The organism is Pseudomonas sp. KCJK9111 (genome assembly GCF_046231935.1).
In the GTDB taxonomy this organism is placed as follows: domain Bacteria; phylum Pseudomonadota; class Gammaproteobacteria; order Pseudomonadales; family Pseudomonadaceae; genus Aquipseudomonas; species Aquipseudomonas parafulva_B.
In genome coordinates this window covers 1-14656 of the sequence record NZ_JBJJMO010000001.1, presented here as the reverse complement: position 1 = coordinate 14656, position 14656 = coordinate 1, and the positions used below count along the sequence as shown (strand labels likewise).

General features: G+C 58.0%; 19 protein-coding genes and 1 tRNA gene. 13 read left to right on the top strand and 7 right to left on the bottom strand.

What is annotated here, in order from left to right:
* Window position 1: 1 nt before the first annotated feature.
* Window positions 2–1003: a nucleoside hydrolase gene (locus ACK59L_RS00100; RefSeq protein ID WP_409271075.1), complete on the top strand. Its 1002-nt coding sequence runs from the start codon at window positions 2–4 to the stop codon at window positions 1001–1003.
* On the opposite strand, the gene ACK59L_RS00095 is transcribed toward ACK59L_RS00100, so the two are convergent.
* Entirely contained in the window at window positions 975–1187 is a 213-nt protein-coding gene (locus ACK59L_RS00095; protein ID WP_058603344.1) for a hypothetical protein, read from the bottom strand. The two genes, ACK59L_RS00100 and ACK59L_RS00095, sit on opposite strands and share 29 nt — an antisense overlap.
* 259 nt (window positions 1188–1446) lie before the next feature.
* Between ACK59L_RS00095 and ACK59L_RS00090 the strand changes: the two genes are divergently transcribed.
* Entirely contained in the window at window positions 1447–1767 is a 321-nt protein-coding gene (locus ACK59L_RS00090) for an I78 family peptidase inhibitor (protein ID WP_058637784.1), read from the top strand.
* Window positions 1768–1875: 108 nt separating this feature from the next.
* Here the strand turns inward: ACK59L_RS00090 and ACK59L_RS00085 are convergent, their stop codons facing one another.
* Together ACK59L_RS00085 and ACK59L_RS00080 are read right to left on the bottom strand one after the other, a co-directional pair.
* Window positions 1876–2088 (bottom strand): cold-shock protein, encoded by a 213-nt coding sequence (locus tag ACK59L_RS00085; protein WP_012273095.1) that lies wholly within the window; start codon window positions 2086–2088, stop codon window positions 1876–1878.
* A gap of 162 nt (window positions 2089–2250) precedes the next feature.
* On the bottom strand, window positions 2251–2556 hold the full coding sequence (locus ACK59L_RS00080) for a hypothetical protein (RefSeq protein ID WP_058637782.1): 306 nt from the start codon (window positions 2554–2556) through the stop codon (window positions 2251–2253).
* A gap of 334 nt (window positions 2557–2890) precedes the next feature.
* Between ACK59L_RS00080 and thrS the strand changes: the two genes are divergently transcribed.
* The 11 genes from thrS (at window position 2891) to ACK59L_RS00025 (ending at window position 11600) form a co-directional block, all read left to right on the top strand.
* Entirely contained in the window at window positions 2891–4813 is a 1923-nt protein-coding gene (gene thrS, locus ACK59L_RS00075) for a threonine--tRNA ligase (protein WP_027916077.1), read from the top strand.
* Complete coding sequence (infC, locus tag ACK59L_RS00070; RefSeq protein ID WP_178091251.1) at window positions 4813–5364, top strand: translation initiation factor IF-3; 552 nt, start codon at window positions 4813–4815, stop codon at window positions 5362–5364. Before thrS ends, infC begins: the two co-directional genes overlap by 1 nt.
* A gap of 62 nt (window positions 5365–5426) precedes the next feature.
* Complete coding sequence (rpmI, locus tag ACK59L_RS00065) at window positions 5427–5621, top strand: 50S ribosomal protein L35 (RefSeq protein WP_003250667.1); 195 nt, start codon at window positions 5427–5429, stop codon at window positions 5619–5621.
* Between the two features lie 27 nt (window positions 5622–5648).
* Window positions 5649–6005 carry a 50S ribosomal protein L20 gene (rplT, locus tag ACK59L_RS00060; RefSeq protein WP_003250671.1) on the top strand — a complete coding sequence of 119 codons (357 nt, stop codon included), beginning with the start codon at window positions 5649–5651 and terminating at the stop codon, window positions 6003–6005.
* A gap of 109 nt (window positions 6006–6114) precedes the next feature.
* A complete protein-coding gene (gene pheS, locus ACK59L_RS00055; RefSeq protein WP_058603341.1) occupies window positions 6115–7131 on the top strand; it encodes a phenylalanine--tRNA ligase subunit alpha in 1017 nt (338 codons plus the stop codon).
* 33 nt (window positions 7132–7164) lie between these two features.
* Window positions 7165–9546, top strand: coding sequence for a phenylalanine--tRNA ligase subunit beta (pheT, locus tag ACK59L_RS00050; protein WP_409271070.1), 2382 nt, complete (start codon window positions 7165–7167; stop codon window positions 9544–9546).
* Between the two features lie 4 nt (window positions 9547–9550).
* On the top strand, window positions 9551–9853 hold the full coding sequence (gene ihfA / locus ACK59L_RS00045) for an integration host factor subunit alpha (protein WP_003250679.1): 303 nt from the start codon (window positions 9551–9553) through the stop codon (window positions 9851–9853).
* The gene (locus ACK59L_RS00040; protein WP_003250681.1) at window positions 9834–10190 is read left to right on the top strand and encodes a MerR family transcriptional regulator; all 357 of its coding nucleotides are present in this window, start codon (window positions 9834–9836) and stop codon (window positions 10188–10190) included. The genes ihfA and ACK59L_RS00040 overlap by 20 nt, the downstream gene beginning before the upstream one ends.
* 112 nt (window positions 10191–10302) lie before the next feature.
* Window positions 10303–10379: transfer RNA gene (locus tag ACK59L_RS00035), tRNA-Pro, on the top strand.
* A 396-nt stretch (window positions 10380–10775) separates the two neighbouring features.
* On the top strand, window positions 10776–11072 hold the full coding sequence (locus ACK59L_RS00030; protein ID WP_409271068.1) for a hypothetical protein: 297 nt from the start codon (window positions 10776–10778) through the stop codon (window positions 11070–11072).
* A 357-nt stretch (window positions 11073–11429) separates the two neighbouring features.
* Entirely contained in the window at window positions 11430–11600 is a 171-nt protein-coding gene (locus ACK59L_RS00025) for a hypothetical protein (protein WP_409271066.1), read from the top strand.
* Window positions 11601–11775: 175 nt separating this feature from the next.
* Here ACK59L_RS00025 and ACK59L_RS00020 read toward each other — a convergent pair whose 3' ends face one another.
* From ACK59L_RS00020 to ACK59L_RS00005, 4 genes are all read right to left on the bottom strand, one after another.
* Complete coding sequence (locus tag ACK59L_RS00020) at window positions 11776–12609, bottom strand: transporter substrate-binding domain-containing protein (protein ID WP_409271064.1); 834 nt, start codon at window positions 12607–12609, stop codon at window positions 11776–11778.
* The gene (locus tag ACK59L_RS00015; RefSeq protein WP_196135769.1) at window positions 12606–13367 is read right to left on the bottom strand and encodes an amino acid ABC transporter ATP-binding protein; all 762 of its coding nucleotides are present in this window, start codon (window positions 13365–13367) and stop codon (window positions 12606–12608) included. The genes ACK59L_RS00020 and ACK59L_RS00015 overlap by 4 nt, the downstream gene beginning before the upstream one ends.
* Window positions 13364–14023: an amino acid ABC transporter permease gene (locus ACK59L_RS00010; RefSeq protein ID WP_196127627.1), complete on the bottom strand. Its 660-nt coding sequence runs from the start codon at window positions 14021–14023 to the stop codon at window positions 13364–13366. Before ACK59L_RS00010 ends, ACK59L_RS00015 begins: the two co-directional genes overlap by 4 nt.
* Window positions 14004–14656 (bottom strand): amino acid ABC transporter permease (locus tag ACK59L_RS00005; RefSeq protein WP_409271061.1); only part of this gene is annotated, 653 nt, incomplete at its 5' end. The genes ACK59L_RS00005 and ACK59L_RS00010, both read right to left, overlap by 20 nt.

Below are 14656 nucleotides of genomic sequence, written 5' to 3'. Positions count from 1 at the left end.
CATGCTAAAACCCCTGCTTCAAGGACTCGCCCTCATGGCTGCAGCGTCTGCCGTACAAGCGGCACCTATCGACCTGATCATCGACACCGATCCGGGGGCTGACGATCTGGTTGCGCTGTTCCTGGCCATGGCCTCGCCTGATGAGCTGAAAATTCGTGCCATCACGACAGTCGCCGGCAATGTGCGCCTGGAGAAGACCGCACGTAACGCCCGTCTTGCCCGCGAATGGGCTGGTCGCGAGGATGTTCCGGTATACGCCGGTGCGGGTCGCCCATTGGTGCGCGCCCCGATCTACGCGGCTCAAGTGCACGGCGAAGAAGGCGTCACCGGGGTTGAAGTGCATGAACCCAAGCAGCCTCTGGCGAGCGGCAACGCTGTTCAGTACCTGGTCGACACCCTAGGTGCGGCGCCGCCCCACAGTGTGACCCTGGCCATGCTCGGTCCGCAGACCAACCTGGCTCTGGCCTTGATACAGCGCCCGGAGATCGCTCAGGGCATCAAGGAAGTGGTGGTGATGGGCGGGGCTCACTTTAACGGTGGCAACATCACGCCTGTGGCCGAGTTCAACCTGTATGCCGACCCGCACGCGGCCGCTGTGGTGCTGGCAAGTGGCGTGCCGTTGACCTACCTGCCCCTGGATGTGACCCATAAGCTGTTGACCAGCGAAGCACGGCTCAAGCAACTGGCTGGCGTCAATACGCAGGCCAGCAAGCGTGTGGTGGATATCCTCAATGCCTATATCACCCATGACATGGCGTTGTACGGGATGCCCGGCGGCCCGGTGCATGACGCCAGCGTCATTGCCTATCTGCTCAAACCCCAGCAGTTCAGCGGCCGGCGCATTCACATGTCAATCGATACCCGCGAGGGCCCTACCTTCGGCCAGACCGTGGCTGATTGGTACGGGGTGCTCAAGCAACCGGCCAATGTCATGTGGGTGGAGGAGGGGGATGCTCAGGGGCTGTTCGACCTGCTCAGCGAGCGGTTGGCGCGTTTGAAGTAGCAGGGCGTGGTGCATACCGTTCGACAACCTGGTCGATGAAGCCGCGCGCTGCTTCTGCGCCGCGGTCACGTACCAGGAGGTCGATGGCGATCAGCAGCAGCTCCTCCGGGGTGCTGGGGCTATAGGCGCTCTGGCCCTCGGCCCATTTGACCTTGATGTCGGCATCGATGCTGTGGGTGCTCATGAAAAGCTCTCGCTTGCGGCGCGGGATGAAAGAACGAATGACCAAACCGGGTATTCGTAGCAGGCACTATGCCTTCACTTCTTAAAGTAAATCATGACTTTGCAGGCCAAACCAAGCGGCGTGTGGGCCGAATGGTAAAATTCGGTCACGATTGTCTTCCCCCATCAGCCGCCGGGATGGTGCAGACTTGGCCAGTTTTGCAACGAATTTAGGGTGGGGCTGTCGGATCAGGCAGTTCCCAAATGATCTAGGAGGCTTCATGTTACGTACCCGTGCTTATCTGGCGACCCTGGCGGTGGCTGCTGTCCTGGCGGGCTGCAGCACTGGTGGCGACTCCAGTGGCGGTCAAGTGCCTGAGGCACCTGCGGGCGATGATGGTCGCTGCCAGGCCAGCGGCGCTGATTTTGCAGTGGGCAAGATGGGTAGTGCAGAGCTGCTGGAGCAGGCCCGCAAGGCGAGCGGCTCGCAAATGGCGCGCATACTCAAACCCCACGATGTGGTCACCCTGGAATACCGCTCGGAGCGGCTGAACTTGAATGTCGATGAGCAAGGGCGTGTGACACGCGTTAACTGCGGCTAAAGATTTGCCCCGCGTATGGAGGGCATCGGTGCCCTGTGCGCGTTGAGCTGTCAAAGCCAAGGCAAAAAAAACCCGCCACGGGGGCGGGTTTTTTTACGGCTGTCCGAATTACTCCGGACGAACCTGCGCAGCCTGCATGCCCTTCTGGCCGCGCTCGGCGACGAAGGAAACAGTTTGGCCTTCTTTCAGGCTCTTGAAGCCGTCAGATTCGATGGCTTTGAAGTGAACGAACAGGTCGTCGCCGCCGCCTTGTGGAGTGATGAAGCCGAAGCCTTTTTCATCATTGAACCATTTGACGGTGCCGGTTTGGCGATTGGACATGGGTGAATCTCCAGAACATTTAGTATTTTCGGTGGTGCAATGCGGCCAAAGCTACGGAGCACCGGTGCATCATAGTCTAATTCTGCGGCTGTCGCGTCTTTTTACCTTCGTGGCAGGTTGATCCAGCGCAATTTATCGCCGGACACGCGCAGCTACATAACATCAGCTTTTAGGTGCGCAGGCCTGTTTAACGACGTTTTGCGCCTTTTGCATGAGTTTGGCGTCCACGCCATCCTTGCTGTCGAGGTCAGCAATTTCAGCGTCGGAGAAATTCTTCTTGATCGCTTGTGCGCCACATTCGCAGTGCTTTTTCGCTGCGGCGGCATCAACGCCCTGGCCAGCGGCAACTTGCGTGCATTGGGCCATATAGGCACCTTCCTTGCCGGCAGGGAAGTTGCCGGCGTTCGCGGCCATTGGCATCAGCAGGGCGCCAGCGGCCGCCAGGGCCAGAAGAGACGGAACTCGCATAACCGATTACTCCTTGGGTCAGTTCTCATCAAGAGTAGTTGTTTCCACAAGTCTGATAGGGAAGCTGTCGCGGAAGTTCACCATCAGTGGCAATTTCCAAATATTCCTGCGCGCGGCTCTGGCTGCGTGCTAGCATGCCCGGCTTGCAGCTGAGCACGTCCCCGCTGCAGTTCTATTTTCTTTCCAGTCACTCTGGTTCGTCCCCGCAAGCCCAAAGGCTTCTGCCACTGTGAGGCAGGCTTCCCGTCAACGGAAGGCAGGTTCGGATCTTGTACTGGCTCATCCCAACCCACGTGACCTTTGGTAGGGGTCACCACTAGGAGAGGAGGCGCCAATGCCCACCATTACTCTTCCCGATGGCAGCCAACGTTCGTTCGATCACCCCGTGTCCGTTGCCGAGGTCGCCGCATCCATCGGCGCTGGTCTGGCCAAGGCCACCGTTGCCGGCAAGGTAGACGGCAAGCTGGTCGACGCCTGCGACCTGATCCAGAACGACGCTACCCTGCAGATCATCACCCCCAAAGATGAAGAGGGACTGGAGATCATTCGTCACTCGTGCGCCCACCTGGTTGGCCATGCGGTGAAGCAGCTGTATCCGACCGCCAAGATGGTGATCGGCCCGGTGATCGACGAAGGCTTCTACTACGACATCGCTTACGAGCGGCCCTTCACGCCGGATGACCTGGCGGCCATCGAGAAGCGCATGCAGCAGCTGATCGATACTGACTACGACGTCATCAAGAAAATGACCCCGCGCGCCGAAGTCATCGACGTGTTTACTGCCCGTGGCGAAGACTACAAGCTGCGCCTGGTCGAGGACATGCCAAACGAACAGGCCATGGGCCTGTACTATCACGAAGAATACGTGGACATGTGCCGCGGCCCGCACGTGCCCAACACCCGCTTCCTCAAGGCATTCAAGCTGACCAAGCTGTCCGGCGCCTACTGGCGCGGCGATGCCAAGAACGAACAGTTGCAGCGGGTATACGGCACCGCCTGGGCCGACAAGAAGCAGCTGGCGGCCTACATCCAGCGCATCGAAGAAGCCGAGAAGCGCGACCATCGCAAGATCGGTAAGCAGCTCGACCTGTTCCATCTGCAGGAAGAAGCACCGGGCATGGTGTTCTGGCATGCCAATGGCTGGACTGTTTACCAAGTGCTTGAGCAGTACATGCGTAACGTTCAGCGCGAGAACGGTTATCAGGAAATCAAGACCCCGCAAGTGGTCGACCGTATTCTGTGGGAGCGTTCCGGCCACTGGTCCAACTACGCCGAGAACATGTTCACCACCTCGTCCGAGAGCCGTGACTACGCGGTCAAGCCGATGAACTGCCCGTGCCACGTGCAGGTCTTCAACCAGGGGCTCAAGAGCTACCGCGACCTGCCGCTGCGTCTGGCCGAGTTTGGCGCGTGCCATCGCAACGAGCCGTCTGGCGCCTTGCACGGCATCATGCGTGTGCGTGGCTTCGTACAGGACGATGCCCACATCTTCTGTACCGAAGAACAGGTCAAGAAAGAAGCCGCCGACTTCATCAAGCTGACCCTGGACGTCTACAAGGACTTTGGTTTCAGCGACATCGCCATGAAGCTGTCTACTCGTCCGGCCAAGCGCGTTGGCTCCGAAGAGCTGTGGGACCGTGCCGAGGGAGCGTTGGCCGATGCCCTGAATGAATCTGGCCTGGAGTGGGAATACCAGCCAGGGGAGGGCGCTTTCTACGGGCCGAAGATCGAGTTCACCCTGCGTGACTGCCTTGGCCGTAACTGGCAGTGCGGCACCCTGCAGTACGACCCGAACCTGCCGGAGCGCCTGGACGCCAGCTACATTGCCGAAGACAACAGCCGCGTGCGCCCGGTCATGCTGCACCGTGCCATTCTGGGTTCGTTCGAGCGCTTCATCGGCATGCTGATCGAGCACTACGCCGGCGTATTCCCTGCCTGGCTGGCGCCAACCCAGGCGGTGATCATGAATATCACCGACAAACAGGCCGATTTCGCCCTTGAGGTTGAGAAAACTCTGAATGGTAGCGGTTTCCGTGCCAAGTCGGACTTGAGAAATGAGAAGATCGGCTTTAAAATCCGTGAGCATACTTTGCTCAAGGTCCCGTACCTTTTGGTTATAGGGGACCGCGAAGTCGAAACGCAGACCGTAGCAGTGCGTACTCGCGAAGGCGCTGACCTGGGCTCCATGCCCGTCGCCCAGTTCGCTGAGCTCCTGACGCAAGCGGTTTCCCGGCGTGGTCGCCAAACAACGGAGTAATGACTATTAAGCGTGAAATGAGAAATGATAAACGTGCTGTACCGAAGGCCCCGATCAACGAGAATATCTCGGCCCGCGAGGTTCGGTTAATTGGCGCAGACGGCGAGCAGGTTGGCATCGTCTCGATTGATGAAGCGCTTCGTATCGCTGAAGAAGCGAAGCTGGATCTGGTGGAAATCTCTGCAGACGCGGTTCCACCCGTCTGCAAGGTGATGGACTACGGCAAGCACCTCTTCGAGAAGAAGAAGCAGGCCAACGAAGCCAAGAAAAACCAGAAACAGATCCAGATTAAAGAAATCAAGTTTCGTCCAGGGACGGAAGAAGGGGATTACCAGGTAAAACTACGCAACCTGGTACGTTTCCTTACCGAAGGGGACAAGGCCAAGATCTCTCTGAGATTCCGTGGTCGTGAGATGGCCCACCAGGAGCTGGGCATGGAGCTGTTGAAGCGGGTTGAAGCTGACCTGATCGAATACGGTTCCGTCGAGCAGCATCCTAAGATGGAAGGACGCCAGCTTATGATGGTCATCGCCCCCAAAAAGAAGAAGTAATCTCCCGGGCACGGCAGGCCTGATGATTATTGTGTAATTTTTATCGAATGCGGAGTTCCAACATGCCAAAAATGAAAACCAAGAGCGGTGCTGCGAAGCGCTTCCTGAAGACCGCTTCGGGCTTCAAGCACAAGCACGCTTTCAAGAGCCACATCCTGACCAAAATGTCGACCAAGCGTAAGCGTCAACTGCGCGGTGCCAGCTTGCTGCACCCGTCCGACGTGGCAAAAGTCGAGCGCATGCTGCGCGTACGTTAATTCTGGTTAAGATAGAGGAAGTTACTCATGGCTCGTGTTAAGCGTGGCGTCATCGCCCGTAAGCGTCACAAGAAAATTCTGAAACTGGCTAAAGGTTACTACGGTGCACGCTCGCGCGTATTCCGTGTTGCCAAGCAAGCGGTCATCAAGGCAGGCCAATATGCCTACCGCGACCGTCGCCAGAAGAAGCGTCAGTTCCGCGCACTGTGGATCGCTCGTATCAACGCCGGTGCCCGCACCAACGGTCTGTCCTACAGCCGTCTGATTGCTGGCCTGAAGAAGGCTTCGATCGAAATCGACCGTAAGGTTCTGGCCGATCTGGCAGTGAACGAAAAAGCGGCGTTTGCTGCGATTGTCGAGAAAGCTAAAGCCGTTCTGGCTTAAGTACCCGCGACAATCACCCGGCGGCGCCTGCGTCGCCGGGCATTGAACGTCATCGATAGGGGAAGAGCCTTCAAAGCTCTTCCCCTATTTTCGTATCTGGAGTCTGTACATGGAAAACCTGGATGCGCTGGTCTCCCAAGCCCTGGAGGCCGTGGAGCGCGCTGAAGACATCAATGCCCTGGAACAGATCCGGGTCAACTATCTCGGCAAGAAGGGCGAGCTGACCCAGGTGATGAAGACCCTGGGCAACCTGCCAGCCGAGGAGCGGCCCAAAGTGGGCGCGCTGATCAATGACGCCAAAGAGCGCGTCACCGTTGTGCTGAACGCACGCAAGGCAGCTTTCGAAGAAGCCGAGCTCAGCGCTCGTCTGGCTGCCGAATGCATTGATGTGACCCTGCCAGGCCGTGGCCAGGCCACCGGTGGCCTGCACCCCATCACCCGTACACTCGAACGCATCGAACAGTTCTTCACGCACATTGGCTACGGCATTGCCGAAGGCCCTGAAGTCGAAGACGACTATCACAACTTCGAAGCGCTCAACATCCCCGGCCACCATCCGGCCCGGGCGATGCACGATACCTTCTACTTCAATGCCAACATGTTGCTGCGTACCCACACCTCGCCGGTGCAGGTGCGGACCATGGAGTCTACCCAGCCACCTATTCGCATTGTCTGTCCTGGCCGCGTCTACCGCTGCGATTCGGATATCACCCACTCGCCGATGTTCCACCAGGTCGAAGGCCTGCTGATCGACCGTGGCATCAATTTCGCCGACCTCAAGGGCACCATCGAAGAATTCCTGCGCGTGTTCTTCGAAAAAGAACTGGCGGTGCGTTTCCGTCCATCGTTCTTCCCCTTCACCGAGCCGTCTGCCGAAGTGGATATCCAGTGCGTCATGTGCTCGGGCAATGGCTGCCGCGTGTGCAAGCAGACCGGCTGGCTGGAAGTAATGGGCTGCGGCATGGTGCACCCGAACGTGTTGCGCATGTCGGGCATCGATCCTGAGCAATTCCAGGGCTTTGCCTTCGGCATGGGTGCTGAGCGCCTGGCCATGCTGCGCTATGGCGTCAACGATCTGCGTTTGTTCTTCGACAACGACCTGCGGTTCTTAGCCCAATTCCGCTAAGCCAATCGACGCAACCTTCAGGAGAAGAACAGCATGAAATTCAGTGAACAGTGGCTGCGCGGTTGGGTAAACCCGCAAGTCTCCCGTGACGAACTGGTGGCCCGCCTGTCCATGGCCGGCCTGGAAGTCGACAGCGTGACCCCCGCTGCCGGCCAGTTCAGCGGTATTGTGGTGGGTGAAATCCTTGCCACTGAACAACACCCGGACGCCGACAAGCTGCGTGTGTGCCAGGTCAGCAATGGTCAGGAAACGTTCCAGGTGGTTTGCGGCGCGCCTAACGCACGGCCTGGGATCAAGATCCCCTTCGCCATGATCGGCGCCGAACTGCCTGGTGACTTCAAGATCAAGAAGGCCAAGCTGCGCGGTGTGGAGTCATTCGGCATGCTCTGCTCGGCGGCCGAACTGCAGATCAGTGAAGAAAACGATGGCCTGCTCGAACTGGCCAGCGATGCGCCGGTAGGCGAAGACATTCGCCAGTACCTGAGCCTGGATGATGCCAGCATCGAGATCGGGCTTACGCCCAACCGCGGTGATTGCCTGTCGATCGCCGGCCTGGCCCGCGACGTCAGCGCGCTGTACGATGTGCCGGTCACCCGCCCGCTGGTGCCAGCCGTGGCTGCCGCGCACGACGAAGTGCGCCAAGTCGAGGTCCACGCGCCGGCAGCTTGCCCACGTTACCTGGGGCGGGTCATCCGCAATGTCGACCTGAGCAAGCCGACGCCGCTGTGGATGGTCGAGCGTCTGCGCCGCAGCGACGTGCGCAGCATCGACGCTGCCGTCGACATCACCAACTATGTGATGCTCGAACTCGGCCAACCCATGCACGCCTTTGACTTGGCAGAGATCAACGGCGGCATTCGCGTACGCATGGCCGAGGAAGGCGAAAAGCTGGTGCTGCTCGACGGCCAGGAAGTTGCACTGCGTGCCGACACCCTGGTCATTGCCGACCACACCCGCGCCCTGGCCATCGCTGGCGTCATGGGCGGTGAGCACAGCGGCGTCGACACCGCTAAAACCCGTGATCTGTTCCTGGAAAGCGCTTTCTTCGAGCCGATTTCCGTCGCAGGCAAGGCCCGCTCCTACGGGCTGCACACCGACGCCTCGCACCGTTATGAGCGCGGCGTCGATTCCCAGCTGGCCCGCGAGGCCATGGAGCGCGCGACCGCATTGCTGCTGGAAGTGGTAGGCGGTGAAGCCGGCCCTGTTATTGAAGCCGTCAGCGAGCAACACTTGCCCAGCATTGCCCCGGTTACCTTGCGTGCCGATCGCATCGCCCAGATGCTTGGCATGGAAATGGACCCGTCCCAGGTCGAGCAGTTGCTCAACAACCTTGGTCTGGCTACCCAGGCAGACGGAGCAGGGCAGTGGACGGTCAACGTTCCGAGCCACCGCTTCGATATCAGCCTCGAAGTCGACCTGATCGAAGAGCTTGCGCGTCTGTACGGTTATAACAACCTGCCCGTGCGCTACCCGCAAGCGCGCCTGGCGCCGCAAGCACGCCCGGAAACCCGTGGCGAGCTGCCAAACCTGCGTCGTCTGCTGGTTGCTCGTGGTTACCAGGAAGCCATTACCTACAGCTTCATCGATCCGAAACTGTTCGAGTTGTTCAGCCCAGGCGTAGAGCCACTGTTGCTGGCCAACCCCATCTCCAGCGACATGGCGGCCATGCGTGCGTCCCTGTGGCCGGGCCTGGTCAAGGCATTACAGCACAACCTCAATCGCCAGCAGGACCGCGTGCGCTTGTTCGAAAGTGGCCTACGTTTCGTTGGCCAACTGGGCAACTTGGCACAGGAACCGATGATTGCCGGCGTCGTTACAGGCAGCCGCTTGCCTGAAGGCTGGGCCAACGGCCGCGACACCATCGACTTCTTCGACGTGAAGGCCGATGTGGAAGCCCTGTTGGGTTATTCCGGTGCGCTGGGCGACTTCACCTTCGTCGCTGGCAAGCATCCAGCCTTGCACCCTGGTCAGACCGCCGAAATCCAGCGTGAAGGTAAGACCGTTGGCTATCTGGGCGCGCTTCATCCAGAGCTTGCAAAAGCCCTGGACCTGGACCGCCCGGTCTTCGTTTTCGAGCTGGTGCTGGCCGATGTGGTCGAAGGCCGGTTGCCGAAATTCAGCGAGTTGTCCAAGTTCCCGGAAACCCGTCGTGACCTGGCGTTGATCGCAGGTCGTGATGTAGCGTCTCAAGACGTGCTTGACGTAATTCGTGACAATGCAGGCGAATGGCTCACAGACCTCAGGCTGTTTGATGTCTACCAGGGTAAAGGCATTGATCCTGATAGAAAAAGCCTGGCAGTCGGCTTGACCTGGCAGCATCCATCGCGCACTCTTAACGACGATGAGGTGAACACTACCTTGCACACTATCCTCACCTCGCTCGAACAAAGGTTGAACACCACGTTAAGGAAATAACGGCATGGGTGCTCTGACGAAAGCTGAGATGGCCGAGAGGCTGTACGAGGAGCTGGGGCTTAACAAGCGTGAGGCCAAGGAGCTGGTCGAGCTGTTTTTCGAAGAAATTCGGCACGCACTTGAAGAGAACGAGCAGGTCAAGTTGTCCGGTTTCGGCAACTTCGACCTTCGCGATAAACGTCAGCGGCCGGGCCGCAACCCCAAGACTGGGGAAGAAATCCCGATCACCGCACGGCGCGTCGTCACCTTTCGTCCAGGGCAGAAGTTGAAGGCCCGGGTTGAGGCCTATGCTGGAACCAAGCCATAACGACGAACTGCCCCCCATACCGGGCAAACGGTACTTCACCATTGGTGAGGTCAGCGAACTTTGCGCTGTAAAACCGCACGTGTTGCGGTATTGGGAGCAGGAGTTCGATCAGCTCAATCCTGTGAAGCGACGGGGCAACCGGCGGTATTACCAGCGCCAAGACGTGCTGATGATCCGCCAGATTCGCGCCCTGCTTTACGATCAAGGCTTCACCATCGGCGGGGCGCGGTTGCGGCTTTCCAGTGATGAGGCCAAGGATGAGTCGAGCCAGTACAAACAGCTGATTCGCCAGATGATTGTCGAGTTGGAAGATGTGTTGGTGGTGCTGAAAAAGTGACCGGTTTTTAGAATGAGTGGAAATTTTTGAAAAAAAGCTTCCATTAATCAAAAGGTTAGGGTATCTTCTTCATCGTTCTCAGCGGTAACGAGAACATGCTTCAAAGCCCAGTCGGGGCGTAGCGCAGCCCGGTAGCGCACTTGCATGGGGTGCAAGGGGTCGAGTGTTCGAATCACTCCGTCCCGACCATTATATTCAATGACTTAGGCCATTTCCGAAAGGGGTGGCCTTTTTCATGTGCGTGACTTTTACGTAACTTCTCAGGTTGTTACGCGTGTCTCTTCTTCAAAATAGTTAGCACAGGCACGTACGAACCTGTGGCCGACAGTTCATTTGCTGCCTCTAAGCCTTGGGCAGTGGCAATTTGAGAATGCCTGGATAATCCAGGTGTGAATTGCGGTCACCTGTGGCCAGCGGGCCGGCGAGTAGCGTGCTTATAGCTGTACGGGGTGTCGGGCGCGTACGGGTAAATGAGCCGGCCGTCAGGTGTTTTCCTGTAATACCGCTTTGAAGTTGCGCCATCCAGACAGAGAGCTACCTTCTAGGTTCACCATTCGAGTACGACTTAAGTCGGAGGAGGCTGGTATGCGGCGCCGCGGCAGCGTTTATTGGGGATGGGCTGATGTGAATCTCCATCACCGAGTACACGAAGAAGTCTTGGCCGACGGTACTTACATTGATGTGCAGGTACGTCTCTCGCGCACAGGCAGCACTCAATTGTTCATAGGCATTTACGCCTCAGGAGGCTTACCGATCCTGGAAGAGGCGTTCGATGCTCGACCCGGAGAATTCATGACCAGAGCCCTGGCCTGGGGGGTAGGTCGGGCGCGCAGCATAGCCATCGATCAGAAAGGTGAATTTGATCAGCTAGGCTCTGCGTGAAAGGCTATCTGACCAATCGACTGCGATCCTGGCCCTTCGAATCAAGCGCAGCGCGAAGTAGACGGGTTGTCTTTTGATTAATCAATGAACTCGAGCCTGACCCCCACTGGGTGAGTCCGCCAAAACCACCTCTCGGATTGAGCGTTTTGCCAAGTACATCGCAGCATCAGCTCTTTCGAGTGCTTGCCCGACCAAAATATGAGGTTGGCGATCAGCGTTTAATCGAGAGCTCGGTGGACTTGACCAGCCAGCTGCACATTGGTTTGAAGCAGGTGCGCAAGCATGGCTACCCTAGGGAACACGCGTACATGTAAGCTTGGATGCCCTACACAGATAAGTGCAAACAGGAGGTTCGATATGAGCAAGGTAGCCAAACCATTTTACTTCGCTGCAATGCCGCTGCTCGCCGTGGGTGCGGCGTTTGCCGCCGTGGGCGCATCGGGGCAGGCCGCTTTTGGCTACACCGCAGTGGGGATGCTGGTGCCTGGGATGGCATTATTGATCGCCGGGTATCGTCGGCGTCAATGAAAGCCTGTAGGCGGGTTGACGCTGGCTTCCAGCAGACCGTGTTGGACCACGCGCAGGCTTAACAGCCGTCGTGTCAATTGCCACCAAATCAAGCAGTCTGCAAGTAATGTCGGCTGTGGTGCCGAGTGCTCAGTGGTATTCAAGGCGGCAGGCAAGCCTGCCACCTTCGAACGACTTACTTCCAGTCACCGCCTTCAACAATCACCGCAGCAGGATCGGTATCAGCCGCCAGTTGTGCACGCACGTACTGATCATACAACTTGAGCAGGTACTTCTCCTTGCCCAGGCTCGCCAGTTCGGTATTGACCCACTGTTGCAGCTCGGCATTGCCCTTTTTCACCGCTGGCGCGATTGGCGCTTCGTCGCCTAGTTTCTGCGGCAATAGGCGATAGCCCGGATTCTGCTTGGCCCATCCGAACAGCACCAGGTTGTCTTGCGCATAGGCGTCACCGCGACCATTTGCCAGCGCTTGCAAGGATTCAGAGTTTTTCTCGAACTTGAGCAGCTTCCAGTCCGGGTGATTTTTCGTCAGCCACACGTCAGCAGTTGTTCCTGCAGTGACAATGACGGTTTTGCTTGCCAGGTCATCCAGGCGTTGGACCGTGCTTTTCTCCGGTACCAATGCCTGCACCGCCACACGCAGGTTAGGGTTGGTGAAATCCACTACCTGAGCGCGCTCGGGCGTCACGGTCATGTTGGCCAGGATCAAGTCCACCTTGTCGCTTTGCAGAAACGGAATGCGACTAGCTGGCTCTACCACGACGAATTCGATCTTTTTTTCATCGCCCAGCAGATCCTTTGCAAAGCGGCGGCCAAGGTCCGTGTCGAAGCCAACGTAATCGCCTTGTTCGTTGACAAAACCGAAGGGGGGCTTGTCACTGAATACGCCTACGATCAATTTATCCCGAGCTTTTATCTTATCCAGATACCCTTCAGCGTGGGCAGCGGCGCTGCCGATTAGCAGACCGACAGCCAGCAGTGGAAAAACGAGGGCAGTTTTTAGTTTCACGATGCATTCCTCTTGGGCAGATTTTCTACATAGGAAAACTTCTCCAGAAACTGCTGCGCGCGTGCGGTCTGCGGGGAGCTGAAGAATGTTTCAGGGGTACTCTGTTCAGTGATACGACCGCCGTCCATGAACAGGACCCGGTCAGCCACTGCGCGGGCAAAGGCCATTTCATGGGTGACGATCAAAAGCGTCATGCCACTGTCGGCAAGGTCCAGAATCACCTCCAGCACCTCCTTGACCATTTCCGGGTCGAGGGCGGCAGTGACCTCGTCGAACAGCATGACCTTCGGGTGCATGCACAGGGCACGAACAATCGCGATTCGTTGTTGCTGACCGCCAGACAATTCGCGCGGCCAGGCATCGCGCTTGTCCAGCAGTCCAACCCGCGCAAGCAGCGTTTCGGCCTGGGCGCGCACTTGGTGAACGGGACGTTTTTGCACGTTGACAGGGCCTAGCAAAATATTGTCAAGCACGGTCATGTGCGGGAACAGGTGATAGCTTTGAAACACCATGCCTATCTCTTGGCGCACCGCACGCCAACCGCCATTGCCGGGCAATTGGCGTCCAGCAAAGCGGTATGTTCCCGCGTGGCCCAGTTCGAGGCCATTCAAGCAGCGCAGCAAGGTACTTTTGCCGCAGCCGCTGGGGCCGAGAATCACCACTACTTCACCCTCACGAACGGACAGGTCGATATCGTTTAAAACTGGATTACTGCCAAAGTTCTTGGAGAATCCCGCCAGTTCAATCAATGCAGTCATGAGTGATTCCATCGCCGTTCGAGCACACGCGACGCGGCTGACAGCGGATAACAGGCCAGAAAGAAGAATGCGAAGAGAAACCCGTAGATCAGCACCGATTCATAGGTACGCTCGATGATCTGCTGTCCGATCTTGATCACGTCCACCACGCCAATCAGCACTGCCAGCGAACTCGTCTTGATCAGCCGCGTGAACACGTTGATCAGCGGGGGCGTCATTCTGCGCAAGGCTTGGGGCAGGAGCACTTTGACGTATAACTGCGGCAGGTTCAGGCCGATCGCCAGGCCCGCCTCACGTTGGCCGCGGGGTAGGGAGCGTAGCGCGCCACGGACCACCTCACCCACTTCGCAAGCGCCCCATAGCGACAGCACCAGCACAGCGCACCAAAATCCCGAAATACTCCACCCCAGAAAGATCGGCATACCGAAGAAAAACAGGTAAAGCCAGACCAGCACCGGTATGGCCCTGAACATCTCCAGGTAGACGATCAGCACAACGTCGATCCAGCGCACCCCCAAGTTGCGCACTACGCCGTAGAGCATCCCGCCCAAGCTGCTGAACACTATGGCCAGCAACGAGATTCCTAGTGTGCGGCCTATGCCGATCGCCAGTTGTGGCGCGGACACCCACAATAGATCAATGCCCGAACTGGCCATGTTGCAACCTCCTTTCCAACATACGCAGCAGCAGCGATAGCGGGACGAACAGCAGAACGCAGAGCAGCGTCATGACCGCAAGCATTTCGTAGGTCTTGTAGTAAAGGGCGATATAGTTCTTGGTGGTGTAGAGGATTTCCGGCACCGCTACAGCAGACACAACTGTGGTTTCCTTGAGCAGAAACACGAAGTTGGCGAACAGCGCCGGTGTACTGAGGATGCCGGCCTGCGGCAGGATGACGTAGCGAAGCAGCTGCCAGCGCGACAGACCAATGGCCAGACCTGCCTCGATCTGGGCGGCAGGCACGGCGTCGATGCCTGCGCGTAGAATTTCCGTGAGGTAGGCGCCACCGAGAAAGGTCATGGCGATGATCGCCGAAGCGAACCCAGAGACCCGTAAGCCGATGCTGGGCAAGGCGAAGTAGATGAAAAACAGTTGGATCAGCAGCGGCGTGTTCCGTGCAATTTCAACGTACACCCGCACCATCGGTTGAAGCACAGGCACTCGGAACATCACAATCGCGGCGTTTAGAGATGCCACGCCGAGCGACGTGACAATGGCAATCAGCCCCACTTGCAATGTGACGCCGACTGCCGAAACGAACGCGGGTAAGGTGGACAGGGCGAAAGCAA